At 67.2% G+C, this 24760-nt stretch carries 25 protein-coding genes and 1 pseudogene; 8 read left to right on the top strand and 18 right to left on the bottom strand.

What is annotated here, in order from left to right:
* Positions 1-272: 272 nt before the first annotated feature.
* A complete protein-coding gene (locus tag DVT68_RS14515) occupies positions 273-605 on the bottom strand; it encodes a high-potential iron-sulfur protein (RefSeq protein WP_114825800.1) in 333 nt (110 codons plus the stop codon).
* 164 nt (positions 606-769) lie between these two features.
* On the opposite strand from DVT68_RS14515, the gene DVT68_RS14510 reads away from it, so the two are divergent.
* The 4 genes from DVT68_RS14510 (at position 770) to DVT68_RS14495 (ending at position 3847) form a co-directional block, all read left to right on the top strand.
* Positions 770-1417 carry a methylthioribulose 1-phosphate dehydratase gene (locus tag DVT68_RS14510; RefSeq protein WP_114825799.1) on the top strand — a complete coding sequence of 216 codons (648 nt, stop codon included), beginning with the start codon at positions 770-772 and terminating at the stop codon, positions 1415-1417.
* Positions 1414-1980: a 1,2-dihydroxy-3-keto-5-methylthiopentene dioxygenase gene (locus DVT68_RS14505; RefSeq protein ID WP_114825798.1), complete on the top strand. Its 567-nt coding sequence runs from the start codon at positions 1414-1416 to the stop codon at positions 1978-1980. Before DVT68_RS14510 ends, DVT68_RS14505 begins: the two co-directional genes overlap by 4 nt.
* 130 nt (positions 1981-2110) lie before the next feature.
* Entirely contained in the window at positions 2111-2797 is a 687-nt protein-coding gene (mtnC, locus tag DVT68_RS14500; protein ID WP_114825797.1) for an acireductone synthase, read from the top strand.
* 18 nt (positions 2798-2815) lie between these two features.
* The gene (locus DVT68_RS14495; protein ID WP_114825796.1) at positions 2816-3847 is read left to right on the top strand and encodes a C13 family peptidase; all 1032 of its coding nucleotides are present in this window, start codon (positions 2816-2818) and stop codon (positions 3845-3847) included.
* A 29-nt stretch (positions 3848-3876) separates the two neighbouring features.
* Here the strand turns inward: DVT68_RS14495 and DVT68_RS20880 are convergent, their stop codons facing one another.
* The 15 genes and pseudogenes from DVT68_RS20880 to DVT68_RS14425 form a co-directional block, all read right to left on the bottom strand.
* A complete protein-coding gene (locus DVT68_RS20880; protein ID WP_425477511.1) occupies positions 3877-4224 on the bottom strand; it encodes a TOBE-like domain-containing protein in 348 nt (115 codons plus the stop codon).
* Between the two features lie 57 nt (positions 4225-4281).
* Positions 4282-4995, bottom strand: a pseudogene (locus tag DVT68_RS20875) (sulfate/molybdate ABC transporter ATP-binding protein); the annotation flags it as partial.
* A gap of 9 nt (positions 4996-5004) precedes the next feature.
* Positions 5005-5868, bottom strand: coding sequence for a sulfate ABC transporter permease subunit CysW (gene cysW, locus DVT68_RS14485; RefSeq protein WP_114825794.1), 864 nt, complete (start codon positions 5866-5868; stop codon positions 5005-5007).
* The gene (gene cysT, locus DVT68_RS14480) at positions 5865-6689 is read right to left on the bottom strand and encodes a sulfate ABC transporter permease subunit CysT (protein ID WP_114825793.1); all 825 of its coding nucleotides are present in this window, start codon (positions 6687-6689) and stop codon (positions 5865-5867) included. Before cysT ends, cysW begins: the two co-directional genes overlap by 4 nt.
* A gap of 5 nt (positions 6690-6694) precedes the next feature.
* Entirely contained in the window at positions 6695-7696 is a 1002-nt protein-coding gene (locus DVT68_RS14475) for a sulfate ABC transporter substrate-binding protein (protein WP_114825792.1), read from the bottom strand.
* 120 nt (positions 7697-7816) lie between these two features.
* On the bottom strand, positions 7817-9226 hold the full coding sequence (locus tag DVT68_RS14470; RefSeq protein ID WP_114825791.1) for an FAD/NAD(P)-binding protein: 1410 nt from the start codon (positions 9224-9226) through the stop codon (positions 7817-7819).
* A gap of 332 nt (positions 9227-9558) precedes the next feature.
* Complete coding sequence (hisIE, locus tag DVT68_RS14465) at positions 9559-10191, bottom strand: bifunctional phosphoribosyl-AMP cyclohydrolase/phosphoribosyl-ATP diphosphatase HisIE (RefSeq protein ID WP_114825859.1); 633 nt, start codon at positions 10189-10191, stop codon at positions 9559-9561.
* Between the two features lie 101 nt (positions 10192-10292).
* A complete protein-coding gene (gene hisF / locus DVT68_RS14460) occupies positions 10293-11063 on the bottom strand; it encodes an imidazole glycerol phosphate synthase subunit HisF (protein ID WP_114825790.1) in 771 nt (256 codons plus the stop codon).
* Entirely contained in the window at positions 11057-11785 is a 729-nt protein-coding gene (gene hisA / locus DVT68_RS14455) for a 1-(5-phosphoribosyl)-5-[(5-phosphoribosylamino)methylideneamino]imidazole-4-carboxamide isomerase (RefSeq protein WP_114825789.1), read from the bottom strand. Before hisA ends, hisF begins: the two co-directional genes overlap by 7 nt.
* Positions 11782-12372: an imidazole glycerol phosphate synthase subunit HisH gene (gene hisH, locus DVT68_RS14450; protein ID WP_114825788.1), complete on the bottom strand. Its 591-nt coding sequence runs from the start codon at positions 12370-12372 to the stop codon at positions 11782-11784. Before hisH ends, hisA begins: the two co-directional genes overlap by 4 nt.
* Positions 12372-13436 carry a bifunctional histidinol-phosphatase/imidazoleglycerol-phosphate dehydratase HisB gene (gene hisB, locus DVT68_RS14445; protein WP_114825787.1) on the bottom strand — a complete coding sequence of 355 codons (1065 nt, stop codon included), beginning with the start codon at positions 13434-13436 and terminating at the stop codon, positions 12372-12374. The genes hisH and hisB overlap by 1 nt, the downstream gene beginning before the upstream one ends.
* On the bottom strand, positions 13433-14539 hold the full coding sequence (hisC, locus tag DVT68_RS14440) for a histidinol-phosphate transaminase (RefSeq protein ID WP_114825786.1): 1107 nt from the start codon (positions 14537-14539) through the stop codon (positions 13433-13435). Before hisC ends, hisB begins: the two co-directional genes overlap by 4 nt.
* A complete protein-coding gene (hisD, locus tag DVT68_RS14435) occupies positions 14536-15843 on the bottom strand; it encodes a histidinol dehydrogenase (protein WP_114825785.1) in 1308 nt (435 codons plus the stop codon). The genes hisC and hisD overlap by 4 nt, the downstream gene beginning before the upstream one ends.
* Positions 15844-15871: 28 nt before the next feature.
* Positions 15872-16765 (bottom strand): ATP phosphoribosyltransferase, encoded by an 894-nt coding sequence (hisG, locus tag DVT68_RS14430; protein ID WP_114825784.1) that lies wholly within the window; start codon positions 16763-16765, stop codon positions 15872-15874.
* Complete coding sequence (locus tag DVT68_RS14425) at positions 16762-17097, bottom strand: YerC/YecD family TrpR-related protein (protein ID WP_114825783.1); 336 nt, start codon at positions 17095-17097, stop codon at positions 16762-16764. Before DVT68_RS14425 ends, hisG begins: the two co-directional genes overlap by 4 nt.
* A 223-nt stretch (positions 17098-17320) precedes the next feature.
* Here DVT68_RS14425 and DVT68_RS14420 point away from each other — a divergent pair, with 223 nt between their 5' ends.
* The 4 genes from DVT68_RS14420 (at position 17321) to DVT68_RS14405 (ending at position 20497) form a co-directional block, all read left to right on the top strand.
* Complete coding sequence (locus tag DVT68_RS14420) at positions 17321-17761, top strand: hypothetical protein (protein WP_114825782.1); 441 nt, start codon at positions 17321-17323, stop codon at positions 17759-17761.
* Positions 17762-17870: 109 nt separating this feature from the next.
* Positions 17871-18314: a MarR family winged helix-turn-helix transcriptional regulator gene (locus DVT68_RS14415; protein WP_114825781.1), complete on the top strand. Its 444-nt coding sequence runs from the start codon at positions 17871-17873 to the stop codon at positions 18312-18314.
* Positions 18311-19852: an MDR family MFS transporter gene (locus DVT68_RS14410; protein ID WP_114825780.1), complete on the top strand. Its 1542-nt coding sequence runs from the start codon at positions 18311-18313 to the stop codon at positions 19850-19852. Before DVT68_RS14415 ends, DVT68_RS14410 begins: the two co-directional genes overlap by 4 nt.
* Before the next feature lie 21 nt (positions 19853-19873).
* On the top strand, positions 19874-20497 hold the full coding sequence (locus DVT68_RS14405; RefSeq protein WP_114825779.1) for a DUF998 domain-containing protein: 624 nt from the start codon (positions 19874-19876) through the stop codon (positions 20495-20497).
* Between the two features lie 754 nt (positions 20498-21251).
* Here DVT68_RS14405 and DVT68_RS14400 read toward each other — a convergent pair.
* Positions 21252-23144 carry an HAL/PAL/TAL family ammonia-lyase gene (locus DVT68_RS14400; protein ID WP_114825778.1) on the bottom strand — a complete coding sequence of 631 codons (1893 nt, stop codon included), beginning with the start codon at positions 23142-23144 and terminating at the stop codon, positions 21252-21254.
* 85 nt (positions 23145-23229) lie between these two features.
* Positions 23230-24603: a histidine--tRNA ligase gene (hisS, locus tag DVT68_RS14395; RefSeq protein WP_114825777.1), complete on the bottom strand. Its 1374-nt coding sequence runs from the start codon at positions 24601-24603 to the stop codon at positions 23230-23232.
* Positions 24604-24760 lie beyond the last annotated feature (157 nt).

Genomic DNA, 24760 nt, shown 5'->3' with positions numbered 1-24760 from the left:
GCGGGTCAGCTCCTCGGCCTGACGCGTCTGGGCAGCATCTTCTACTCACCGAAGTTCTTCGGTTTGAGAGTTCACTTCACGCTCCGCATCAACATCGCCATCAGCGTTCGCATTGGCGTGCACGAGTGTGTGCCTTGACGATGAGACGATGCGTCATGTCGATGCAGCGCATCGGCGTTACGGGAGCGCAGCACAGCCAGTGCGTTGTGATGGTGCAAAAACAGAAGGCCGGCGCTGGGCCGGCCTTCGGATACAACGGATGCGAGCGGTGCTCAGGCTTTCTTGGGCGCGTGAGACACGCACCAGCCCTTCGCGCTCACCGCCTTGCCCGGGAACAGCTGGCACGGACCAAAGCCGGTCGGGCCGCCGGAATAGAACTGGCAGTTTGCGCAGGTGTCACCGGCCTTGCGCTTCGGGTCGGTGGTCTTGCTGGCGTCCTCGACGTAACCCAGCGCCTTGGCGGTGGCGTCGGTTTCAGCCAGGTGCGGCAGGTCGGCAGCACGCGCCATGCGCGGCAGGCCACCGATCACCACGGCGGCGGCAGCCGTCCCGGCGGCGGCCTTGAGAAAACGACGACGCGATTCGATATCTTTCTCGTGCGACATGCGTGCAACCTCCGTCCCTAAAGTGCTCTCGCCCGCCACGCCCGTGGCGAAACTCCGTCGAATGCTACTCGCCTCGCCGGTAATTCGTGAGAATGGATCGCATTTTCGGCGGTCACGCCGAGTCCCCGTGATATAGTTTGCGCTGATTTGGACGTCCATACATCATGAGCCAGGTTCTCCCCGCCTCCATATCCGCCGATCTGTTCGCCGAACGCGCCGACGCCATCGCCGATGCCGCGCGCGAGCTCGCCGCCGCCGGCTGGACGCCAGCCACCAGCAGCAACTTCTCCATGCGTCTGGACGGCGATCACGCCGCCATCACAGTCTCCGGTCGTGACAAGGGCAAGCTGGGCCGCGACGACATCATGCTGATCGACATGCAGGGCAAGGCGGTGGGCACCTCCGCGCGCCCCAGCGCCGAGACGGAACTGCACACGCAGATCTACCGCCGTTTCCCTGAAATGAACGTCGTGCTGCATACGCATTCGCGTACACAGAGCGTGGCCTCGCGCCTTTTTGCCGGCGACGGTGTGGTGAAGCTGGAAGGCTGGGAACTGCAGAAGGCGATTGAGGGCCAGACCACGCACGACGCCGAGCTGGCCATTCCGGTGTTTCCCAACACGCAGCACATGCCCGAGCTGGTCGCCCAGGTCGAGGCGTGGCTCGACGCCGGCAAGCCCCTGCACGCCTATCTCATCAATGGCCACGGTATCTATACCTGGGGCCGCGACATGGCCGAGACGCGCCGCCACCTGGAGGCGCTGGAATTCCTGCTCGGCTGCGAACTCGACCTGAGGAGACTCTCCGCATGAGCCGCCTGCGCATTTTCAGCGAAGCCCAACCGCAGCAGCCACTGTCCGTCCACACCGAGCACGCCGACGTCGCCAGCGAACTGACCAAGGCGGGTGTGCGTTTCGAGCGCTGGGAAGCCAGCCAGCCGATCGCGCCGGGCGCCAGCCAGGAAGAAGTGATCGCCGCCTACCGCGCCGACATCGATCGACTGATGGCGGAAGAAGGCTACCAGGCCGTCGACGTGATCAGCCTCAAGCCCGACCATCCGGATCGCGCCGCGCTGCGCCAGAAATTCCTCAGCGAGCACACGCACGTCGAAGACGAGGTGCGCTTCTTCGTTGCGGGCGCCGGCCAGTTCACCCTGCATCTGGGCGACAAGATCTACGACATCCTGTGCGAACAGGGTGACCTGATCGGCGTCCCGGACGGCACGCGCCACTGGTTCGACATGAGCGAGGCGCCCTACTTCGTGGCGATCCGCCTGTTCACCAACAAGGAAGGCTGGGTGGCCCAGTACACCGGCGAAGACATCGCCGAGCGCTTCCCGCGCATGACGCCGCACGGGTCCGCGACAGCGGCCTGATCCACCCCCAACCTGCCGGATCCTGCACGGCGTCCCGGGATGTGGACGCCGTCATGTCATCAGAGGCGGACGCTCGCCCCTAAACCTCTGTCCCGGTTAAGCTTGGCGTCCCCGTAGACCGGCTTTCCGCATGACTGTCATTCGCGCCATCGTCACCGATATCGAGGGCACCACCAGCTCGATCAGCTTCGTGAAGGACGTGCTGTTTCCGTACGCGCGCGAACGCCTGCCCGCCTTCGTGGAAACCCACGGAGATACGCCCCAGGTGCAGCATTGGCTGCACGAAGCGGCGAAGGAAGCCGGTCTGGTCGAGACGCCGCGACAGCAGGTGATCGAGATGCTGCTGCGCTGGATCGACGAGGACCGCAAGTCCACTGCGTTGAAGGCGCTGCAGGGCATGATCTGGAAGGAAGGCTACGAGAGCGGCGACTTCCAGGCCCACGTGTATCCGGAAGTGTCGGCGCGCCTGCATGGCTGGCGCGGCGACGGGTTGCACCTGTACGTCTACTCGTCCGGCTCGGTGCCGGCGCAAAAGTTGTTCTTCCGCTACAGCGAGGCGGGCGACCTGACCCCGATGTTCTCGGGCTACTTCGATACGGAGACCGGCCCCAAGCGCGAGCGCAGCTCGTACGAGAAGATCGCCGAGGCGATCGGCGAGCAGCCCGGCCACATCCTGTTCCTCTCCGACATCGTCGAGGAGCTCGATGCGGCTCGTGCCGCCGGCCTGCACACGGGCTGGCTGCTGCGTGCGCCGCTGGAGCTGCCCGAGGCGCCCCGGCATCCGGCGTATCGCGACTTCGACGCCATCGCCCTCTGACCCGCGCGAGCCTTCGCCATGCGTATCGCCCTCACCGCCCTGCTCGCCTTTGCAGCCGGCGTCCTGCTCATGCTTGGGATCGCGCACCATGCGCCCCAGGCAGCCGCGCCGCTGGCCAACAGTGGACAGGCGAGGCCCGCGCCTGCGACTTCCGCGACGGCGCCGTCGACAGGCACGGACGAGGACACAACGGCATCGGACAACTGGCCCGATCAGGCGCCATCGCCCGAGCAGGTGATCTACGCGCAGCGCGGCATGGTGCGCAAGGCGCTGGCCGGGCTCGGTCCCCGCGTCGCCGGACAACCGAATCTCTATGTGCTGGCCTTCGGTGCCGACGGCGGCGAGGACGTATTCCGCAACGAGGCCGAGTACACCGCCAAGTTGTTTCCCGCCCGCTTCGGCGCCAGCAGTCACGTGATGGTGCTTGAGAACAATCCGGCGACCCTGGAGCAGCACCCGCTGGCCACCTGGAGCAACCTGGAAGAAGCGCTCGATGGCCTCGCCGACGTGATGAAGCCGGACCAGGACATCCTGCTGCTCTACCTGACCACGCACGGCGACGAAGACCACAACCTGCTGGTGGACATGGATCCGCTGCCGCTCGACCAGATCGGCGCGACGGACCTGGCCGACATCCTCAACAAGCGGCCGTTCAAGTGGAAGGTGGTGGTGGTCAACGCCTGCTATTCGGGCGGCTTCGTGCCCGAACTGCGCGGCGAAGGCACGCTGGTGATCACCGCGGCGCGCACCGACCGCAGCTCGTTCGGCTGCGGCAGCGACTCGGACATCACCTACTTCGGGCGCGCCTGGCTGGTCGACGGACTCAACCGCACACCGGACTTCATCGAAGCCTACCGGCAGGCTTCGGGCGAAATCGCGCAGTGGGAACAAAAGGACAAGCTCACCGCGTCCGAGCCGCAGATCGACGTCGGCGCCGGCATCGCCGCGCAGCTGGCGCAATGGCGCCAGCACGTCACGCCGGGTCCGGCGGTGGCCTTCAAGCCCGCCGTCGCCACCAACAAGTCCACGCACGCACTGACGCCGCGTTGAGTTGACGCACCTGGCAGCCGCCAGGGTGATCAGGCGTGCACGCGGTCGCGCTCGTGCCAGATCCAGCGTTCGTGCTCGAGCGTGGCTCCGGCGGGGTCCTGCGCGAACAGCACAGCGCTCCGCGGCGCGAGGCGCAGGTCCATGCCCGGCTGCAGGCCCAGCCGCGACAGATCCTCGCTGGCGACATCCACTTCCAGCACCTGGTCCAGCGAAGGCACGTGCAGCTCCAGGTGCGCGATGCTCCCCGCCAGGTAGATGTGACGCAGCCGCGCCTCCCACGCAGGCTCCGTCGCCGGCACCGCCAGCCGCAGTTGCTCGGGCCTCACATAGGCCACCGCCCCCGCGAAGCGGCCCTCCCACGGATCACCCTCGGGCATCCAGCCGCCCGCGGCCCAGCCCACGCTGGTGCGCCGTACGGCAAAGCGATTCACCTTGCCGATGAATTCGCACACGAACGGCGTGGCCGGCTGCTGATAGATCACCTCGGGCGAGCCAACCTGCTCGATGCGCCCGCGATTCATCACCACCACCCGGTCGGCCAGTTCCAGCGCCTCCTCCTGGTCGTGGGTAACGAACACCGTGGTGAGCCTGAGCTCTTCATGCAGTTCGCGCAGCCAACGCCGCAGCGCGACGCGCACCTGGGCATCGAGCGCGCCGAACGGCTCGTCCAGCAACAGCAGATCGGGTTCGACCGCGAGCGCGCGAGCGAGCGCCACGCGCTGCCGCTGCCCACCGGATAGCTGCGAGGGATAGCGCCCGCCCAGTCCTTCCAGTTGCACGCGCGCCAACAGGCGGTCCACCCGCTCGTGGATCTTGGCGCGGGAAGGCCGCTGGCGCCACGGGCGCACGCGCAGGCCGAAGGCGATGTTCTCCACCACCGTGAGGTGCCGGAACAGCGCGTAGTGCTGGAACACCATGCCGACGCGGCGTTCGCGCGCAGGCGTGGCCAGGAAGTCCTCGCCGTCCTTCAGGGCGGCTCCGCTGTCGGGATAGTCCAGGCCGGCCAGGATGCGCAGCAAGGTGGTCTTGCCCGAACCCGATGGCCCGAGCAGCGCGACGAATTCGCCGGGCGCGATGGCCAGGCTCACGTCGTTGAGTGCGTGGAACCCGGCGAAGCGGCGATTGAGGCGAAACAGCTCGAGCGTCATGCGAAACCCTCAATGCCCGCCCGGTGCATGGGCCGCCAGTTCGCCACGGTAGCGCCACTCCAGCAGCGTCTTGACGCCCAGCGTGACCAGCGCCAGCAAGGCCAGCAACGAGGCCACGGCGAAGGCGCCCACATAGTCGTATTCGTTATAGCGCATCTCCACTTCCAGCGGCATGGTGGTGGTAAGGCCACGGATATGACCCGACACCACCGAGACCGCGCCGAACTCCCCCATGGCGCGCGCGTTGCACAGCAGCACGCCATACAACAGCGCCCAACGGATGTTGGGCAGGGTGACGCGGAAGAACATCTGCCAACCGCCGGCGCCAAGCACGCGCGCGGCCTCCTCCTCCTCGCTGCCCTGCGCCTGCATCAGCGGGATCAGTTCGCGCGCCACGAACGGCAGCGTGATGAACACCGTGGCCAGCACCAGGCCTGGCACGGCGAAGATGATCTTCACGCCATGCGCGTCCAGCCAGGGCCCGAACCAGCCCTGCGCGCCGAACAGCAGCACGTAGACCAGGCCCGAGATCACGGGTGACACCGAAAACGGCAGGTCGATCAGCGCGCCGAGCAATGCTTTGCCGCGGAACTCGAAGCGCGTCATGGCCCAGGCGGCGGCGAGGCCGAACACCACGTTCAGCGGCACGGCGATCACGGCAACCAGCAGGGTCAGGCGGATCGCGGCCAGCGCCTCCGGCTCACGAATCGCCGACAGATAGGGCAGCACGCCCTGGCGGAACGCCTCCACGAACACTGTCGCCAGCGGCAGCACGAGGAACAGCAACAGGAACACCAGCGCGAACAGGATCAGCACCACGTGCACCAGACGGCGCGGCAGGCCCGGTTTGCGCTGACGCGGACGCGCGCTCATTGCGACACCTCCGCCCAGCGGTTGCTCCAGCGTTGCAGCAACGCCACCAGGATCAGCAGCACGAACGACAGCAGCAGCATCGCGGCGCCCAGCGCAGCGGCTCCCGCATAGTCGAACTCCTCGAGCTTCTGCACGATCAGCAGCGGCGCGATCTCCGAATGCATGGGGATATTGCCGGCGATGAAGATCACCGAGCCGTACTCACCCACCGCGCGCGCCATGGCCAGGGCAAACCCGGTCAACAGGGTGGGCGCGAGCATCGGCAGGATCACGCGGAAAAAGGTCTGCCAGCGCCGGGCGCCGAGGCTCTCGGCGGCCTCCTCCACCTCGCGTTCGAGCGAGGCCAGAACCGGTTGCAGCGTGCGCACCACGAACGGGAAGCCCACGAACACCATCGCCACGAACACACCCAGCCGGGTGTAGGCCACCTTGATGCCGAACGGCTCCAGGAAGGCGCCGACCCAACCGTTCGGCGAGTACAGCGTGCTCAGGGCGATGCCTGCCACCGCCGTCGGCAGGGCGAACGGCAGGTCCACCAGGGCATCCAAAAGGCGCCGCCCCGGGAAGCGATAGCGCACCAGCACCCAGCCGACCAGCAGGCCAATGGCCACGTTGAACAGCGCGGCGACCACGGCGCCACCGATGCTCAGGCGCAGCGCGGCAAGCGTGCGCGGTGCGCTCAACAGGCGCACCAGGCCGTGGGGGCCGATGCCGGAGGCTTTCCATGCCAGCGCCGCCAACGGCAACAGGACGATCAATCCCAGATAAGCCAGCGCGTAGCCGAGGCTGAGGCCGAAACCGGGGAGCACGCGCCGGCGCATGTCGCTCAGCTTCCTGGGCCCAACTGGTCGAAGATGGCGCCGTCACTGAAGAACTTCGCCTGCGCCTGGCGCCACTCACCAAACAGGTCGTGCACGGTGAACGTGTGCGTGGCCGGGAACTGGCTGGCGTAGCGACTGGCGACCTCCGCAGAGCGCGGACGGTAGTAGTTCTTCGCGGCGATCTCCTGGCCCTGCGGCGAATAGAGGAACTGCAGGTATGCCTCCGCCACGGCGCGCGTGCCGTGCTTGTCGGCATTGGCGTCGACCACGGCCACCGGTGGTTCGGCCAGGATGGTGATCGATGGCGTCACGATCTCGAAGCGGTCCTTGCCCAGTACTCGCTGTGCCAGCAGGGCTTCGTTCTCCCACGCGATCAGCACGTCGCCCATGCCGCGCTGGACAAAGGTGTTGGTGGCGCCTCGGGCGCCGGTGTCGAGCACCGGCACGTGCTTGTATAGCTCGCGCACGAAGGCCTTTGCCTTGTCCTCGCTGCCGCCGGGCTGCTTGAGCGCATAACCCCACGCGGCGAGGAAGTTCCAGCGCGCGCCACCAGAGGATTTCGGATTGGGCGTCACCACCTGCACGCCGGGGCGGATCAGATCACCCCAATCCTTGATGCCCTTGGGGTTGCCCTTGCGCACCAGAAAAACGATGGTCGAGGTATACGGCGTGGCGTTGTCCGGCAGTCGCTGCTGCCAGTTCTTCGCCAAAAGATTGTGGTCGGCGATGGCGTCGATGTCGTAGCCCAATGCGAGCGTCACCACATCGGCAGGCAGGCCATCCACCACCGAACGAGCCTGTTTGCCAGAGCCGCCATGCGACATCTGCACGGTAACGTTGTCGCCGTGTGCGCTCTTCCATTGCTGCGCGAAGGCGCTGTTGATCTCGCGATACAACTCGCGGGTGGGATCGTAGGACGCGTTGAGCAGCGTGATGTCCTTCGCCGCCGCCATGCAGGAGAGCATCAGGCCCACGACAGCAAGCAAGGCTGGAACGAACTTCCTCATGGCGCCTCCTGCGGATGAACGGACGATCAGACTAGGGGCCCGGCCCGTGGCTTGGAAATCGCAATATGGCATAACCACATGGTCAGGCCCTGCGCGAAATCAACGCAGGGTTCGTGCAGATCAGCTGCGTGGCAGCTCACCCACGCCATCGCACGTTGCCGCCAATGGCTGCCCCCGCGACAACTGCACCGCCAGTCGATGGGCCGCCGCGCGGATCTCGGGCATGGCCGTGCACTCCCACAGGTTGCCGCGCAACAGCGAGCCGATCGCGTACAGGCCGGGTTGCGCCGCACCCGTCGCGGTCAGCAACTGGTCGTCGACGTTCGCCAGCACACCCAGCTGCAGCGGATCGGCCACGGCCAATCCATCGCGCAGCAACTGCGCGAGCAGCGCGTGGGCGCCGTAAGCCACCGCGGTGTCGAGCCCGGTCGCCTGCACGACCAGATCCGCCTGCATCGTGCTCACCAGTTGGGTGGCGCGTTCGCGCACGGTCACCTGCAGCGGTCCGTCGCCATCGACGGCGAGCACGCGGGCGGCGATGGCGTGCAATCGGCCCTCTTCCTCCAACTGGTGGATCGCCTGACCGGAGGCCGGCGCCATGCGATGGCGCGACGCCTCCCACACCCAGCGCGCATGACGCAGGAACTGCCGGCGACGCGCATGGCTCAGCCGCTGCCACAGCAGCGCGTTGACCGGACGCATGCCATCGATGACGCTGCGCCAGTCGGACTCCGGCGCCTCGTCGAACGCCGCGCGCACCAGGCGCACCATCGATGCGGAACCGTCACAGGTGAGCAGCCGGCGATTGAGTTCCTCCTGTCCGGGATAGGCGGCCAATGGCAGCGGCGAATGGGTGAATGGCCACAGGCCATGACGCGACACCGCCACCAGTTCCGCATGCGGCCAACGCTCCGCCGCGGACAGCAGTGTGTCCACCGCGGTGAGGCCGGTGCCGATCACCATCACGCGACGCGGCGGCGTGACATGCCGCTCCAGTCGCCATGGATCAAGTTCATAGGCATCGCTGTCCAGCGCCGCCGGCGATACCGTTCGCAGGGCGCGCTGCGCCAGCGCGCCGACCGCCAACACCACCTGCCCGGCGTCGAGCCAGCGTTGCTCGCCCACGCGCACGGCGTAGCCGCCCTCACCCCGCGGCAGGATCTCGCAGGCGTTGTCGGGATAGATGCGGAAGCTGCGACCCAGCCGCCGCGCGGCGTCGATGCGCGCCCCGACCTGGGCCTGGATGAAGTCGCCGAAGATGCGCCGGGGCAGAAAATCCGTGCCCTTCACCTGCCCGAGCTGCCGCGAGGCGTGCTGGATGAAGTCTTCGCCATGCTCGGCAAACACGCCCATGCTGGCGGCGCGCACGTTGAGCAGATGGCGATCATCGCGCGTGCCGTAGGCGATGCCTCGACCCGGCGCCTGCCGGCCAACGATCCAATGCACGGTGCCGGCCTCGTAGCGGGCCAGCAGCTCACCGAAGGCAGCTGCGCCTGCCGCGCCACCACCAATCACGACGATGTCAGCCATGGCGCGTTCCTCGGATCGGGGAGTCGAGTTCGTGCGGACTGCTCGTGGCAGACCGCCCGGCGCCACTCTCTTGCGCCGCCATCCAGGTGAAACCGGTCTTCACGTCGGGCAATCGCCAGCCAGCCCTACCGATCAGGGCGCAGCAGCCTCGGCGCGCCCGATGGCGCGATACAGATGGATACGACGGCATGGCGCAGTCCCCGGCGAGTCGTTGTGCCCGGTACAGAATCAAACACAGTGGCCGTTAAGGCCGCGCTAGCCATTCGTCGGCACGTGGCCGACGCACATGCCCTTTCGGTTATGTTGTCGTCTTGGCGCAACGTTGCACGGCGTCAGCGGCCAGTGCGATCGGCATGGCGCGCAGCCAGCACGCCTGCCACATCCGACAAGCCCAGCCCTCGCGCACGCAGGGTCACCAGCAGATGGAAGATAAGGTCGGCGGATTCACCGAGCAGGGCTTCATCGTCCTGCGCCACGGCGGCGAGCGCGGTTTCCACGCCTTCCTCTCCGACCTTCTGCGCCATGCGTCGAATGCCGCCTTCGAACAGGCGGGTGGTGTAGCTGCCTTCCGGTCGTTCGGCATGCCGCTTCGCCACCAGCGCGTCCAACTCGGCCAGGAAACCCGCAGACGGTTGCACGTCGTTGCCGAAGCAGCTGCTGGTGCCCTTGTGGCAGGTCGGGCCGTGCGGCTCGGCCGTGACGAGCAAGGTGTCGGCATCACAGTCCACGCGCACCGACTTGAGCGCCAGCACGTGGCCCGAGGTCTCACCCTTGGTCCACAGACGCTGCTTGCTGCGGCTGTAGAAGGTGACCTGGCTGGTCTCCTGGGTTTTCGCCAGCGCCTCGGCATTCATGTAGCCCAGCATCAACACCTCGCCGGTGAGCCAGTGCTGCACGATGACGGGAACCAGACCGTCGCCCTTGGGCCAGTCGATCAGTGCGGGGTCGAGGGAAGTGGACGTCATGTTGATATCTCTGGCTACCGAATCCGTTGTTTCATCGCGCTTGGTCTTGCCCGTCATTCCGGCGCTCTGGAGTGTTGCCGCGCCGCTCCAGGCGCATTTACTTACACCCGCACCGTCACGCCCCACCCCGCCAGCTCCCGCTTCAACGCGGGAATCGCAATCGCGCCGGAGTGGAACACGCTCGCCGCCAACGCGCCATCCACGTCCGCCTCGATGAAGGCATCGCGGAAATGCTCCAGCGCGCCGGCGCCGCCCGAGGCGATCAGCGGCACATTGCAGATGGCCCGAACCGCCGACAGTTGTTCCAGATCGTAGCCCTGGCGCACGCCGTCGCTGCCCATGCAGTTGAGCACGATCTCGCCGGCGCCGCGCTGCTGGGCTTCAATCACCCAGTCCAGCGTGCGTCGCGGCAAGGCCTGGGTGCGCGAGGGGTCGCCGGTGTACTGGCGCACGCGCCATTCGCCATCGACGTCGCGCAGGCTGTCCACGCCAACCACCACGCATTGCACACCGAAGGCCGCCGCCAGTTCGTCGATCAGCGCGGGTCGCTCGAGCGCCGGCGAGTTCACCGAAATCTTGTCGGCGCCGGCATGCAGCACGGCGCGTGCCTCTTCGACGCTGCGGATGCCGCCGGCGACGCAGAATGGAATGTCGATCTCCCGGGCCACGCGCTCGACCCAGTTACGGTCCACGCTGCGGCCTTCCGGGCTCGCCGTGATGTCGTAGAACACCAGCTCGTCCGCGCCTTCGTCCCGATAGCGCAAGGCGAGGTCCACGATCTCGCCCATCACGACGTGGTCGCGGAAGCGCACGCCCTTGACCACCTTGCCGTCGCGTACGTCCAGGCAGGGAATGAGGCGCCGACTCAACATGCGAGCGCCTCCTTCACGGTGAAACGGCCTTCCAGCAGGGCGCGACCCAGGATCACGCCGCGGGCGCCGGCCTCGCGCGCATCGCGGATGTCCTCGAGCGAACGCACACCACCGGAGGCCTGGGTCGCCAGGCTCGGCGCCAGCTCGGCCAGATAGCGGTACAGCGCCAGGTTGAAGCCTGCCAGCATGCCGTCGCGCTGGATGTCGGTGCACAGCAGATGCTGGGCGCCATGGGCCGCATACCACGGCGCTAGTTCATCCAGCGTGCGTGACTCGGTAGCGGTCCAGCCGGCGCTGGGCAAGGTCCAGGCGCCGCCACGCTGCAGCGTGTCGAGCGCCAGCGTGAAGCGATCGGCGCCATAGCGGCCAAGCCACTCGGCCACGCGCTCGGGTTCACGGATCGCCAGGCTGCCCAGCACCACGCGCGACACGCCGGCGTCAAACAGCCGTTGCACATCGGCCTCAGCGCGCACGCCACCGCCGGCCTGCACGCGCATGCCATCACTGGCGATGGACTGGATCACCGCGAGGTTGTCCAGCCCGCCGTCACGCGCGCCGTCGAGGTCCACCAGGTGCAGCCACGTGGCGCCGGCATCCGCGTAGTCGCGCGCCAGGGCACGCGGATCGAACGCATAGGTGGTCTGCTGGTCGTAGTCGCCCTGCTTGAGCCGCACCACGCGGCCGCCACGCAGGTCGATGGCGGGAATGACAGTGAAGCTCATAGTTCGAGGAAGTTCTTCAATAGGCGGGCGCCGACGCTGGCCGAACGCTCGGGATGGAACTGCATGCCATGGAAATTGCCGCGCGCAATCACGCAGGCGAATTCGCCGCCGTAATCAGTCGTGGCCAGCGCGTGGTCGCCATTGGCCACGGCATAGCTGTGCACGAAATACGCCCAGTCGCCATCCTTGAGCCCCTTGAGCAGCGCGTGCTGGCGTCGCGGCTTCAGGCGATTCCAGCCCATGTGCGGCACGCGCAGGTTTGGCTGGTCGGTAAAACGCCGCACGCTTGCCGGAATCAGCCCGAGGCAGGCGGTGTCGCCCTCCTCCGAGTGCTCGCACAGCAACTGCATGCCCAGGCAGACGCCGAGCACCGGCTGGGTCAGCGAACGCATCAGCTCAACCAGCCCCAGCTCGCGCAGTCGCGCCATGCCGGGAGCAGCCGCGCCGACGCCAGGCAGGATCACCTTGTCGGCGGCGCGAATCGCATCTGCGTCCGCGGTCAACGCCGCGTCGACGCCAAGCCGCTGTAGTGCGTAGCGCACCGAGCCGATATTGGTGCCGCCAGCATCGACCAGCACCACGCCCATTACAGCGCTCCCTTGGTGCTCGGCAATTCGCTGCCTTCGCGGCGGATCGCCTGGCGCAACGTACGCGCCACCACCTTGAAGCAGGCCTCCACCATGTGGTGCGCATTGTCTCCTTGCACGGTCAGGTGCAGATTCGCGCCCAGCGTTTCGCACAGCGAACGGAAGAAATGCGGCACCAGTTCGGTAGGCACCTCGCCCACGCGCTCACGCGGAAACTGGCCCTCGAACACGAAGTACGGGCGACCCGACAGGTCGAGTGCGGCGCTGGCGTGCGATTCGTCCATCGGCAGGGTGAAACCGTAGCGGCCGATGCCGCGCTTGTCGCCCAGCGCCTGGCGCAACGCCTGACCAAGCGCCAGCGCGCAGTCTTCGATGGTGTGGTGCTCGTCGATGTGGGTGTCGCCGTCGCAACGCAAGGCCAGCGCGAAACCGCCGTGCTTGCCGATCTGCTCCAGCATGTGATCAAAGAAGCCTAGCCCGGTGTGGATCTGCGGCTCGGCCACCTTGTCCAGGTTCACGCTCACGGTAATCCGCGTCTCGCGCGTGTTGCGCTCGATCGTGGCCATGCGCGGCGCATCGAGCATCTGATGCGCGATCTCCGCCCAGCTCAGGCCACGCGGTCCCACGCGCAAGCCGCGCACGCCCATGTTGGTGGCGAACTGCAGGTCGGTCTCGCGGTCGCCGACCATCGCCGAGGATGCACGGCTCCAACTGTCGTCGGCCAGGTAGTGGTGCAGCATGCCCACGCCAGGCTTGCGGGTGTCCTTGCGCTCATGCAGGAAACTGCGGTCGATCAGCACCTCGCGCACGCCGATGCCCTGCGAGGACAGGATGCGCATCAGCAATTCGTGCGGCCCGATGAAGTGCTCTTCCGGGAAGCTGGACGTACCCAGGCCGTCCTGGTTGGTGACCATCACCAGCTCGTAGCCGGCGGCCACGAAGCGCTGCAGCGCGGCGATCACGCCGGGCAACAGGGCGAACTTCTCGTAGCTGTCGATCTGGAAATCTTCCGGCTCCTCGATCAGGCAGCCGTCGCGGTCGATGAAAAGAATCTTGCGGCTCATGCGTGTTCGCCCAGTGCCGATCCATCGGCAAAACCCCGGCCATCCATGGCCGGACTCTTCAATACGGCGAGCACCCGCTCGTTCTCCGCTTCTGTGCCAATGGTGATGCGCAAGGCATCGCCCAGCTGGGGATAACGGCGCACGTCGCGCACCACGATGCCGGCGCCCAGCAGGCGCTGGTAGACAGCGCCCGCGTCTTCGAAACGGACGGCCAGGAAGTTCGCCTGCGACGGCAGCACTTCGCGCACGCCAGGCAAGGCGGCCAAAGCCCGCGCCATGCGCTCGCGATCGGCTCGCACCAGCGTGACATGGGCCAATGCCTCGGCCTGCCCGGCGGGCAACATCGCTTCCAGCGCCAACGCCACGCAGGGCCGCGGCAACGGATACGGAGCCATGATGCGTCGAAGCAGGCTGATGACCTCTTCGTTCGCCAGCAGGCTGCCGATGCGCGCACCGGCCAATGCCCAGGCCTTGGACAAGGTGCGTAGCACGGCGAGATTGTCGTAACGGTCGATCAAGCCGGCCATGCTCGTGGCGTCGGCGAACTCGATGTACGCCTCATCCACCACCAGCAGCGCACGTCCCGCCAGTGCCTGCGCCAGACGCTCCACCTGCTGCTGGCTCACCAGCTGGCCGGTGGGATTGTTCGGCGTGCACACGAACACCAGCTTCACCGCCGGCGTCACGGCGGCCAGCACGCCGTCGACATCCAGCGTGAAGTCCGCGGCCAGCGGCACTTCCACCACAGCGGCGTTCTGCACGTGCGCGCAGACCGCGTACATGCCGAAGGTGGGCGGCTGGATCGCGATGGCGTCCTGCCCGGCGCGGCAGAACGCGCGCACCAGCAGGTCGATTGCCTCGTCACTGCCGCGACCCACCAGGATCTGCCCGGCGCGCACGCCGTACAGCGCCGCCAGCGCTTGCAGCAGGGCCTGCGGCTGCGGATCGGGATAACGATTGCAGCCCAGCGCGTTGTCGCCCGGCGGGGCCCAGGCCGACTCGTTCGCGTTCAACATGATCTTGCCGCCGCTCGCCTCCATGCGCGCCGAGGAATACGGCTGCATCGCACGGATCTCGGGGCGGGCCAGCTCGAGCACGCTCATGCCGCGTCCTCCAGCGCCGCCAGGCGCAAGACCACGGCGCGGCGGTGCGCTTCCAACTGCTCGGCGGCCGCCAACGTCGCCGTGCACGGGCCGATGGCGCGCAGGCCGTCGGCGCTCAATTCCTGCACGGTGATCTGCTTCTGGAAGCTGGCGACCGACACGCCGCTGTAGCTACGGGCGTAGCCGTAGGTCGGCAGCACGTGGTTGCTGCCGCTGCAGTAGTCACCCACCGATTCCGGTGTCCACGGACCGAGGAACACCGAGCCCGCGCTTTCGATCCCAGACAGCAGCGCGCGCGGATCCGCCACCTGCACGATCAGGTGTTCCGGCGCGTAGCGGTTGCTCACCTCGACCGCCTGCGCCAGCGACGCCACCGCAATCAGACGACTCTGCGACAGCGCCTGCTCGGCGATATCGGCGCGCGGCAGTTCGGCGCATTGCCGCGCCACTTCCCCCGCGACCGCGTCGAGCAACGCCGCCGAGGGGCTGAGCAGGATCACCTGCGAATCCGGACCATGCTCGGCCTGCGACAGCAGGTCGGCGGCCACGAAGGCGGGATTGGCGTCCTCATCGGCGATCACCAGCACTTCGGAAGGGCCGGCCGGCATGTCGATCGCGGCGCCCTCCGGGTCGGCGGACACCTGCAATTTGGCCTCGGTCACCCAGGCATTGCCCGGACCGAACAGCTTGTCGCATTTGGGCACCGATTCCGTGCCATACGCCATCGCGGCGATCGCCTGGGCGCCGCCGAGCTTGAACACCCGGTGCACCCCGGTCACCTTCGCCGTATACAGCACCGCATCGTCGCAGCGGCCATCGGCGCGAGCCGGCGAACACAGCACCACTTCCGCGCAACCGGCGATCCGCGCCGGCACGCCGAGCATGAGGGCGGTGGAAGGCAGCGGCGCACTGCCCGCCGGCACATATAGGCCCACGCGCTGGATCGGACGCAGCATGCGCTCGACGCGCACGCCCGAGGCCGTGTCCACCGCCACCGGCTGCGGCGCCGCTGCGCGATGAAAGGCTTCGATGCGTGCAGCGGCCTCGTCGATCGCGGCCTTGAGCTCGGGATCGAGACGGGACTCGGCGTCGTGCAGCTCCTGCGCGGTCACTTCGATGGCGTCGAGCGCGCAGCGGTCGTAGCGCGCGCTCAACTCGCGCAGCGCCGCGTCACCGTCGGCGCGCACGCGGGCGACGATCTGCTCGACGCCGCTGCGCAGGCTCTCTGCTCGCGACTGAGCCGGTCGGGCCAGCGCAGCGCGCTGTCCCAGGCTATCCAGTGCATTCCAGTCCAGGCGATTCATGCCGTTCTACCTTCGGTTACCGCCTGCATCACGCAAGCATCTTCTCGACCGGCAGCACGAACATCTCGCGCGCACCGGCCTTCTTGATTTCTTCCAGCTGGCGCCAGCTCACTTCGCCCGCGCACAGGGCCTGCAGCATCAACTGGTCCGGCTGGCCGGCCACCGGCAACAGGGTCGGCTGCGGGCCGCCCGGCAACAGGCGGATCACCGCGTCCAGCGCGTGACGCGAGGTCTGCAGCAGCAGCAGGCGGGATTCGCGCACCTGGATGACGCCATCAAGGCGCTTGAGCAGCAGGTCGATCATGTCGCCGCGCTCGTCGGTGGGCAGCGCCTCCGGACCGGCGAGCACGGCCTCGCTCTCCAGCAGCACCTCGGCCTCGCGCAGCTGGTTGGCCACCAGCGTGCCGCCGCTCTGCACGAGGTCGCAGATGGCGTCGGCGGTGCCCAGGCGCGGGGCGATCTCCACCGAACCGGCCAGGGTCACCACGCCGGCATCGACGCCACGCTCGCGCAACCACTGGCCAAGCAGGCCGGGATAAGAGGTGGCGATGCGCTGCCCCTGCAATTGCCCGGCTTCGCGGTACTCCATCTCCTGCGGCACGGCGATGGACAGGCGGCAGCGACCGAAACCCAACGGGCGCAACTCGGCCAGCTCGGCGCTGTCGCGGCCGCCGGTGAGCTGGAACTCGTTGAGCACGTTGCGCCCCACGATGCCCAGGTCGCACACGCCCTGGGCGATCAGGCCCGGGATGTCGTCGTCGCGCACCAGCAGCAGATCGACCGGCTCGCCCTCGCCGAAGCAGAACAGCTTGTCGCGGCTCTGGCGGAACGTCAGGCCACAGCGGTTGAGTAGTTCGAGCGCCGGCTCGGTGAGCCGGCCGGATTTCTGCATCGCGATACGCAGTCTGTCGCGCGGTTTCATGCTTTTGCCTTCTTTGCGGTCGCCTTGCGACGGGCGGCGCGGGCGGCGGCGGCCACATAGCCGCCACTGCCCTGGTTGATATAGCGCGCAACGCGTCCAATCGTGGTGATGCTCACCGCGGTGCGCTCGTGGATTTCGCGATAGGACACGCCCTCTAGCAGGAACGGCACCACTCGCCAGCGGTCGACCATCACCTCCAGCTCGGCCGGCGTGCACAGGTCGTGCAGGAAGGCCGACATTTCATCGGCGTTCTTGAGCGACAGCAGCGCGTCGCACAGGCTGCGCTCGGCGGACTCTGCAGGGGTCTCGGGATCGATCGATCGACGCTTCATAATGTACTAACGCGTTAATACAATGGAGCGCATGATAGGGCATCTCCCGCAGTGCAGCAAGCGGCCGCGGGACGCCGGTGTGTCGCAGCGGTTCAGGCGACGTATGGCTTTTGGCCGGTGCATTACGCCTCCCCGAGCCAGTGATTTCTTGCGAGAATCCCCCGTGCCACGCAAGCTGGATGCAAGAAAAGTCACCGCCGAATCGCAGTCACGAGGGGAATCCATGGGATTTTTCGGAGACATAGGCAGCGGGCTCGCCCGCGCCCAGGCCGCGGCTGTGATCGAGCTGCTGCTGGCGCGACAGGTCGAATACGGCGTGCTCGAAGGCCAACCCCGGGAGCTGGCCGAGCATCTGGTGTCGCAAGTTTGGGCGCAGCGACCGACGCTGTTCGAAGGAAAGCCCGGTCCGCGTCCGCACAAACTGGCGGTTGCCGCCATTGCGCTGGCGGCCGGCATCCGGCACGAAGCCTACCGCGCCAATGCGGCCCTGCAGGACGCCTATACCCTCGCCCTGGGCCACGTGCTCGAACAGGTCGCCAGCCGCGCAGCAGATCTCAACTTGCACGACATCGACCAACGCCTGCTCGACCTGGCGGCAGCCACCTTCTTCTCCTACCCCGGAAGCCTGCCGCACGAACCGCATCTCGACTGGTTCGGCCTGTAGACACAGCGGGCGCTGAACGTTTTTCGATCTGCCTTCGCCGGGCACTCGCCAGCCCGGGGCATCGCCGGATATATTAGATAGGTAGCCTACCTAATGGTCTCGCGACGCCATGACACCCTCCACCTCCCCCGGGGACGACAACCAGGTCCTTGCCGAGCAATTGCGCGCGGCGCTGCACCGGCTGATCCGCCAGCTACGGCGCGGCAACGAGGATGACGCCATCTCACCGCTGCACAAGCTGCTGCTGCTGACGATCCTGGAGCACCCCGGCATCGGCGTGGGCGAGCTTGCGCAACAGGAACGGCTGCGCAGCCCCACCATCAGTGGCCACATCAAGACGCTGGAAGCCGACGGCCTGGTGCGACGCACCGAGCCTGCCTCCGGCGACCGGCGCCGCGTCGGACTGATGGTCACCGCGCGCGGGCGCCACGTCGTGGAATCCATGCGCCGCCAGCGCACGGACCGCCTCGCCCAGGCCATCGGCCAACTCCCACCCGCCTCGCGCGACGCGATCCGCGCCGCCATCGACGCCCTGAACCAACTCGACGCATGACAACTCCCCTCGCCACCGCCGCTGCCGGCGCTCCCCACATCCAGCCGACCGCCGAGGAAATCCGCCGCGTCTTCATTGGTCTGGTGACCGTGCTTGCACTGGGCGCGGTCGACCAGAGCATCGTGGCCACCGCCCTGCCGCGCATCGTCAGCGACCTTGGCGGCATCGCCCACCTTTCGTGGGTGGTGACCGCCTACGTGCTCGCCTCCACCGCCACCATGCCGCTGTACGGCAAGCTGAGCGACCAGTACGGCCGCAAGCCGATGGTCTACATCGCCATCGCCACGTTCCTGCTCGGCTCGGCGCTGAGCGGCGCGGCGCAAAACATGTCGCAACTGATCGTGTTCCGCGCGATCCAGGGCATCGGCGCAGGCGGCCTGCTGCCGTTGGCGCAGATCATCATCGGCGACATGGTGCCGCCCACCCAGCGCGGTCGCCGGCAGGGCGTGATCGCGGCGATCTTCGCCATCTGCAGCGTGGTGGGACCGATCCTCGGCGGCCTCATCACCGACCTGCTGTCCTGGCACTGGATCTTCTACGTCAACCTGCCGATCGGCGCGGTGGCTATGGTGTTGATCGGCCGCTCGTTGCGCCAGTACACGCCCCTGCACCAGCGCCGCATCGATTATCTCGGTTCGCTGCTGATGACCGCGGCGACGGTGTCGCTGCTACTGGTGCTCACCCTTGGCGGCTCGTCATGGCCGTGGGATTCCCTGCCGATCGCCGGCTTCGCCGCCTGTGCGATCGTCACCGGCACGCTGTTCGTGCGGCACGTCAAACATGAGCCCGAGCCGGTGCTGCCGCTGGAGCTGTTCCACAACAAACTGTTCGTGATCGCGTGCACGGTGCTGGCCCTGACCTTCATGGGCCTGCTGGGCGCCAGCCTGTTCTTTCCGCTGTTCTTCCAGCTGGTGATGGGCGTGAGCCCCTCGCGCTCTGGCCTGCTCACCGGCCCGCTGATGGCCGGCATCGCGCTTTCCTCGCTGCTCAACGGCCGCCTGCTGGTGCGCTCGGGCCGCTACAAGCCGGCGCAGGTAACTGGCCTGACCATCGCCACGCTCGCGTTTGCCGTGCTGGCCTGGAGCGCGGCGACGTCGCAAGGCCTGCTGGTGATCGAGCCGTCCATGCTATCGCTCGGACTGGGCCTCGGCCTGGTGATGCCTAACATGACGATCGCAGTACAAAACGCCCTGCCCCCGTTCCATCGGGGCGTGGGCACCGCCACGCTGGCTTTCTTCCGCTCGCTGGGCGGCTTGATCGGCGTGGCGGGCTCGGGCGCCATCCTCGGGTGGCAACTCCGCCGCCTCAACGGCGGCCAGGCGCCAAGCGTGGCGATGGCGGGCGAAGGCCAGGTATCGCCGGCCCACGCCATGGCGCCGCATATCCAGGACGCCGTGCTGATGATGTACCGGCACGCGATCGCCACCACCTTCCTGGTCGGCACGTGCATCGTGGCGTGCGCGCTGCTGGCGATCATGCTCATGCCGGAACATCCGCTGCGCGATCACCACCACGCGCCGGCGCCCGCCGCCGAGTAACCGCCCGACGGAGAGCCCCGCTTGCCTTACGCCAACCCCGGATGGCCCACGCGACTCCCCATTGCCCTGCTGCTGGCGGCGATCGCCTATTTCGCCGTTACCGCGCTGACGCTGCAATGGACACGCAGCGACCTCGACCCGATCGCCATGCCACTCAGCGCCTACCTGAGAGGCCCCGGCGGCGGGTGGTTGCGCGCCGCCTACTACCTCATGGCCACGGCGCTGGCGGGCCTCGCATGGGCCAGCTATGGCGCCACATCGCCGCCGCTGCGTAGCGGCCTGGCCAGCGCGCTATTCGCTATCGCCGCCATGGCGCTGCCACTGGTGGCGATCACCGTGCTCTACCAGGGCACGCCACGGGAAGCACTGGCCGCACTGATCCACAGCCTGGCGGCGCAAACCACCTTCCTCTGCCTGGCGATGGGCATGTTGCTGCTGTCGTCGCGCTGGCAACGTGATCCGCTCATGCGCGAAGGAGGTTTCGGCGGCCTGCTGCTGGCGTGGCTGGCCTTCGTGCAGATGTGGTCGCTGGCACTGGCGAGGGGACTGCCGCAAGGCCTCATGCAGAAGCTGCTGATCGTGCTGATACTGCTCTGGCTGGGCTGGGCGGCGCGGCAGCTTGGCCGGCAACTGCGGCGGCCATGAGTCGCGCACAGGTCGCGCTCCGACGAGAAGCTTCGAAGGATCTCCCACTTCCAACAGAAAGTTGACTGAGCACAGGCTACGCGCGCTTTCGATCGCCCCTTGGCAAGCAAGCCGCGAGACGACTCCCGGCAACTCTGACTGCCTTAAGTCCTCAGTACGACGACGCCCCGCGGTGTAGCCGCTGTCCGTGAGGTGGCACGCGACGAATTCGGCCTGCCGCAGTCATCCGGGCTTGTATGCGACGCAGCGCTGCGCCCCCTCTGCGCGTGGCGCGTTGCGGGGTAGCCACTGTCCCTGAGGTAGCACGTCACCGATCCGGCTGGCCCCACTCCGCAGCGCTCGTATCCCACATATCGCTACGAGCCTTTAAGGCCGTTTTCTTTGGGCATTGCCACCATCTCGGTGGTTACTTTTCTTTTGGGCCAGCAAAAGAAAAGTGACTCGAGCGTCGGCAGACGATCGAAACGCCCGCCGCGTAGGCGGCACGCTGGCGGGAACGCCATGCACAGAACCAAGAGCCAAAGTCACTGGATCCCAGCCTTCGCTGGGATGACGGCCGTGTGAGCGCGAGGCAAGGATGTTCTTCGGACCCGCCCTGCGGGCTTTCTCCACGCTCCACCCTTCGCTCTGACTTCGCCGGGATGACAAACAGGACTGAGGAGGTGATCCTTATCAACGCCTGAGCGGAATGAAGAGCAAGGCCCGTCCGTTGAGGCCCTACCGCACCACCCCGCCCTGCGAGAGCAAACCCAAATCAGGCCTCAAACGCCCGCTGCCGCACCAACTCACACACCTTGCGCACATCCCCATCCATCGCGCGATCGCGCGACATAAAACTGATGTGCTCGCGCAACGTGTCATGCGCCTTGCGCACGACGGCGCCCGCGTGGAAATCACCCACGTTCGCCAGCGCCGAGGTGAGCTCCCGCACTTCCTCGGCAAATTGCGCGTAGTGCGGATGACCTTCGCGCGGTGCGTTGGCCACCTTGCCAGCCAGCGTCTGCCAATCGCCGCGCGCCGCCAGGCGACGGGCCGCGTTGAGCATGGTCTGGCGGAAGTCCAGCGCCTGCGCGGCGGTGTAGAGCTCCAGCGCGATCACGTGGCCGAGGTCTTCCATCATCTCCAGCACATGACGCGCTTCGTTCGCGCCCATCGACACGTGGTCTTCCGCGTTCGCGCTGGTCGGCACCGAGTACACGCTGGCCGGATGCGCACGCGTGGCCAGGTCGTTGACCAGGGCTGCGGCGGTGTACTGCACGATCATGAAGCCCGAGTCGGTGCCGTCCTCGTTGCCGGTGAGGAAGGCCGGCAGGCCGTCGTTGGTGGCCGGGTCGACCAGCTTGTTGAGGCGACGCTCGGAGATCGAGGCGAGCACCGGAATCGCCGCCTTCACGTAACTCATCGCCAACGCCAGCGGCATGCCATGGAAATGGCCCGCCGAGATCACCTGTTCCTCGATGAACTGCGCGTTCTCGGCATCCGGGAAGATCAGCGGATTGTCGGTGACTGCATTGAGCTCGATGTCGATCACGCGGCAGGCTTGCGCCCACGCATCGCGCACCGCGCCGTGCACCTGCGGCATGCAGCGCAGGCAGTAGGCATCCTGCGGCTGGTGCTTCTTGCCGCCCTTGAACGGCAGGAAGCGCGCATAGAAGGCCTCGCGGCCGTGGCGCTGATTGGCCGGCACCCAGTCCCAGCCGATGTCGAAGGTGAGCGCCTGGTCGGCCGGATCCGCCCACGCCTCGGCCGACCACTGCTTGAAGCGCGGCACGAGGTGATAGGGGATGTCCACCAGCGTGCTGCCATCGAGCAGCACACGCACGTGCTCGGCGGTCGCGACCTGCCCCGGATGCGGGCGCAGCGCGTGCACCTCAGGGCGCAGCGCGCCGCTGCGGCCGGCGAAGGCGTCGAGCGTCATTGCGGCGGCGAGATCGGCCACGTCGAGCAGGTTCTCGAGATCGTCCAGCGCCAGCGTCGCGGTGGCGAGCATCTGCGCAGTGCCGTTGTTGAGCGCCAGGCCTTCCTTGAACGACAGACGGATCGGCGTCAGCCCGGCGCGCTTGAGCGCCTCGGCGCCCGCCAGACGCTCGCCCTGGTAGAACGCCTCGCCGCCACCCAGCAGCACGATGGCCAGGTGCGACAGCGGCGCAAGGTCGCCACTGGCGCCGACCGAACCCTTCTCAGGCACCACCGGCACGACGTCAGCGTTGAGCATCGCCGTCAGCGCCTTCAAAGTCTCGACGCGAATGCCCGAATGTCCGCGCATCAGGGTGTTGATGCGGATCACCAGCATCGCGCGCACCACGTCGGTCGCGAACGGCTTGCCCACGCACACGGCATGCGTGGTGATCAGGTTGTGCTGCAGCTCTTCCAGCAGCGTGCCTTCCGGCTTGCCCGGGTTGCCTCCCGGCAGCTCGTCGCGCAGTCGATGCGCGCCCAGCAGCTTGTCGGCGTTGCTGCCGAAACCGGTGGTGACGCCATAGGTCGGCTCGCCGCAGCTCACTTTCTCGGCGAGAAAATCAGCGGCACGCTGCACGCGATGCAGTTGCGTCTCGTCGAGCTCCACGCGCAGGCCCTGGCGCGCCACGGCCACCAGCTGCTCGCGGGTGAGGCTGTTGCCGTCCAGGAGTATCGTCTTTGCAGTCATGCTTGGCTCCAGCCCGGACGGGCCTCTGATCAGGTTGTATAAGGCCGCGGTGGGGACGCGGCGATGCATCGGAGGAAGTCGGCGCTCAGCGGCCGACTTCAGCCTGCGCCAGTTCGACCCGCAGCGCCTTGATCAGTTCGGAGCGCTGCACTTCGAACTGGTCCTCGCGGCGCAGATCCTTGACGGTGACCACGCCCTTGGCGAGTTCGTCCTCGCCCAGCACGATCACGAAGCGAATGCCCGCGCGGTCGGCGTACTTGAACTGCTTGCCAAGCTTGCCGCCTTCCAGCACCACTTCGGTGGCGATGCCGGCGCCGCGCAGCTCGCTGGCCAGCGCGAGATAGGCAGGCAACTGCTTCTCGTCCATCTGCGTGACCAGCACGTCGACCGTGCTCTGCCCGGTGGCGATCAGGCCGGCGTCGCGCAGCTGCCAGTACAGGCGGGTCAGGCCAATCGAAATGCCCACGCCCGGCAGCTTGGACTTGGTGTACTGGCTGGCCAGGTTTTCATAGCGGCCGCCCGAGCAGATCGAGCCGATCTGCGGATGGTCGTTCAGCGTGGTCTCGTAGACCGTGCCGGTGTAGTAGTCGAGACCGCGCGCAATCGAGAGGTTGAGCACGAAATGCGTCTCGGGCACGCCGAAGTCGCGGATCAGGCCCAGCACTTCCTTCAGCTCGGCGCGGCCCTGCTCCATCGCTTCCGGGCCGGCGCCAAGCGCATCGAGCTTGTCGAACGCGTCCTGCAGCGAAGTGGAGCGCACCTGCACGAAATCGAGGATTTTCTGCGCCGTCTCGATGCTCAGGCCGAACTGCTCGCCAGTGAGCGTGTCGCGCACATAGTCGGCGCCGCGCTTGTCCAGCTTGTCCACCTCGCGCAGCACCAGGGTCTGCTGCTCGCTGTCGGCCACGCCCAGGCTCTCGAAGAAGCCGCGCATCAGCTTGCGGTTGTTGAGCTGGATGGTGAAGGGGCCGATGTCCAGCTCGCGGAACACGCTGTAGATCACCGCGGGCAGCTCGGCGTCATAGCGCACCGACAGGTTGTCCTTGCCGATGACGTCGATGTCGCACTGGTAGAACTCGCGGAAGCGGCCGCGCTGGGCGCGCTCGCCACGGTAGACGCGCTGCATCTGGTAGCGGCGGAACGGGAACGACAGGTCGTGCTCGTGTTCGGCCACGTAGCGGGCCAGCGGCACCGTGAGGTCAAAGCGCAGCGCCAGGTCCGGCTTCTCGCCCTGCTCCAGCGCGCCGGTGGACTGCACGAAATACACCTGGCGCTCGGTCTCGCCGCCGGTCTTGGTCAACAGCACGTCGGAGAATTCGATGACCGGCGTCTCGACCGGCAGGAATCCAAAGCGCTCATAGTTGCGGCGGATCACGTCGAGCATGCGCTGGAACGCGATCTGGTCGAGCGGCAACAGCTCGAGCACGCCTGGCATGGTGCGGGCCGGGGTAAGCGCCATGAAATCCTCTGCTTAAGCGGTAAGAAATTCGTCAGGTCTCCGCCAGCTGGCGGTAGGCCCGACCAAGCCCTATAGATTAGCAGAAGCCTGCGCCGGGACCTTCGCAAACGGGGCGATGTGTCCGCCCGCGCATCTCACGGCAGAAAAATTGTCACAC

Origin of the sequence: Dyella solisilvae (genome assembly GCF_003351225.1) — a bacterium.
GTDB classification, from domain to species: domain Bacteria; phylum Pseudomonadota; class Gammaproteobacteria; order Xanthomonadales; family Rhodanobacteraceae; genus Dyella; species Dyella solisilvae.
Note: the sequence above shows the minus strand (reverse complement) of the source record. Positions and strands in the feature narration are given on the sequence as shown.

What these genes read in the sequence shown, in the direction of transcription:
- DVT68_RS14515 (WP_114825800.1), bottom strand. Translation starts at nt 605, where the DNA reads ATGTCGCACGAGAAAGATATCGAATCGCGTCGTCGTTTTCTCAAGGCC.
- DVT68_RS14510 (WP_114825799.1), top strand. Translation starts at nt 770, where the DNA reads ATGAGCCAGGTTCTCCCCGCCTCCATATCCGCCGATCTGTTCGCCGAA.
- DVT68_RS14505 (WP_114825798.1), top strand. Translation starts at nt 1,414, where the DNA reads ATGAGCCGCCTGCGCATTTTCAGCGAAGCCCAACCGCAGCAGCCACTG.
- mtnC (WP_114825797.1), top strand. Translation starts at nt 2,111, where the DNA reads ATGACTGTCATTCGCGCCATCGTCACCGATATCGAGGGCACCACCAGC.
- DVT68_RS14495 (WP_114825796.1), top strand. Translation starts at nt 2,816, where the DNA reads ATGCGTATCGCCCTCACCGCCCTGCTCGCCTTTGCAGCCGGCGTCCTG.
- DVT68_RS20880 (WP_425477511.1), bottom strand. Translation starts at nt 4,224, where the DNA reads ATGCCCGAGGGTGATCCGTGGGAGGGCCGCTTCGCGGGGGCGGTGGCC.
- cysW (WP_114825794.1), bottom strand. Translation starts at nt 5,868, where the DNA reads ATGAGCGCGCGTCCGCGTCAGCGCAAACCGGGCCTGCCGCGCCGTCTG.
- cysT (WP_114825793.1), bottom strand. Translation starts at nt 6,689, where the DNA reads ATGCGCCGGCGCGTGCTCCCCGGTTTCGGCCTCAGCCTCGGCTACGCG.
- DVT68_RS14475 (WP_114825792.1), bottom strand. Translation starts at nt 7,696, where the DNA reads ATGAGGAAGTTCGTTCCAGCCTTGCTTGCTGTCGTGGGCCTGATGCTC.
- DVT68_RS14470 (WP_114825791.1), bottom strand. Translation starts at nt 9,226, where the DNA reads ATGGCTGACATCGTCGTGATTGGTGGTGGCGCGGCAGGCGCAGCTGCC.
- hisIE (WP_114825859.1), bottom strand. Translation starts at nt 10,191, where the DNA reads ATGACGTCCACTTCCCTCGACCCCGCACTGATCGACTGGCCCAAGGGC.
- hisF (WP_114825790.1), bottom strand. Translation starts at nt 11,063, where the DNA reads ATGTTGAGTCGGCGCCTCATTCCCTGCCTGGACGTACGCGACGGCAAG.
- hisA (WP_114825789.1), bottom strand. Translation starts at nt 11,785, where the DNA reads ATGAGCTTCACTGTCATTCCCGCCATCGACCTGCGTGGCGGCCGCGTG.
- hisH (WP_114825788.1), bottom strand. Translation starts at nt 12,372, where the DNA reads ATGGGCGTGGTGCTGGTCGATGCTGGCGGCACCAATATCGGCTCGGTG.
- hisB (WP_114825787.1), bottom strand. Translation starts at nt 13,436, where the DNA reads ATGAGCCGCAAGATTCTTTTCATCGACCGCGACGGCTGCCTGATCGAG.
- hisC (WP_114825786.1), bottom strand. Translation starts at nt 14,539, where the DNA reads ATGAGCGTGCTCGAGCTGGCCCGCCCCGAGATCCGTGCGATGCAGCCG.
- hisD (WP_114825785.1), bottom strand. Translation starts at nt 15,843, where the DNA reads ATGAATCGCCTGGACTGGAATGCACTGGATAGCCTGGGACAGCGCGCT.
- hisG (WP_114825784.1), bottom strand. Translation starts at nt 16,765, where the DNA reads ATGAAACCGCGCGACAGACTGCGTATCGCGATGCAGAAATCCGGCCGG.
- DVT68_RS14425 (WP_114825783.1), bottom strand. Translation starts at nt 17,097, where the DNA reads ATGAAGCGTCGATCGATCGATCCCGAGACCCCTGCAGAGTCCGCCGAG.
- DVT68_RS14420 (WP_114825782.1), top strand. Translation starts at nt 17,321, where the DNA reads ATGGGATTTTTCGGAGACATAGGCAGCGGGCTCGCCCGCGCCCAGGCC.
- DVT68_RS14415 (WP_114825781.1), top strand. Translation starts at nt 17,871, where the DNA reads ATGACACCCTCCACCTCCCCCGGGGACGACAACCAGGTCCTTGCCGAG.
- DVT68_RS14410 (WP_114825780.1), top strand. Translation starts at nt 18,311, where the DNA reads ATGACAACTCCCCTCGCCACCGCCGCTGCCGGCGCTCCCCACATCCAG.
- DVT68_RS14400 (WP_114825778.1), bottom strand. Translation starts at nt 23,144, where the DNA reads ATGACTGCAAAGACGATACTCCTGGACGGCAACAGCCTCACCCGCGAG.
- hisS (WP_114825777.1), bottom strand. Translation starts at nt 24,603, where the DNA reads ATGGCGCTTACCCCGGCCCGCACCATGCCAGGCGTGCTCGAGCTGTTG.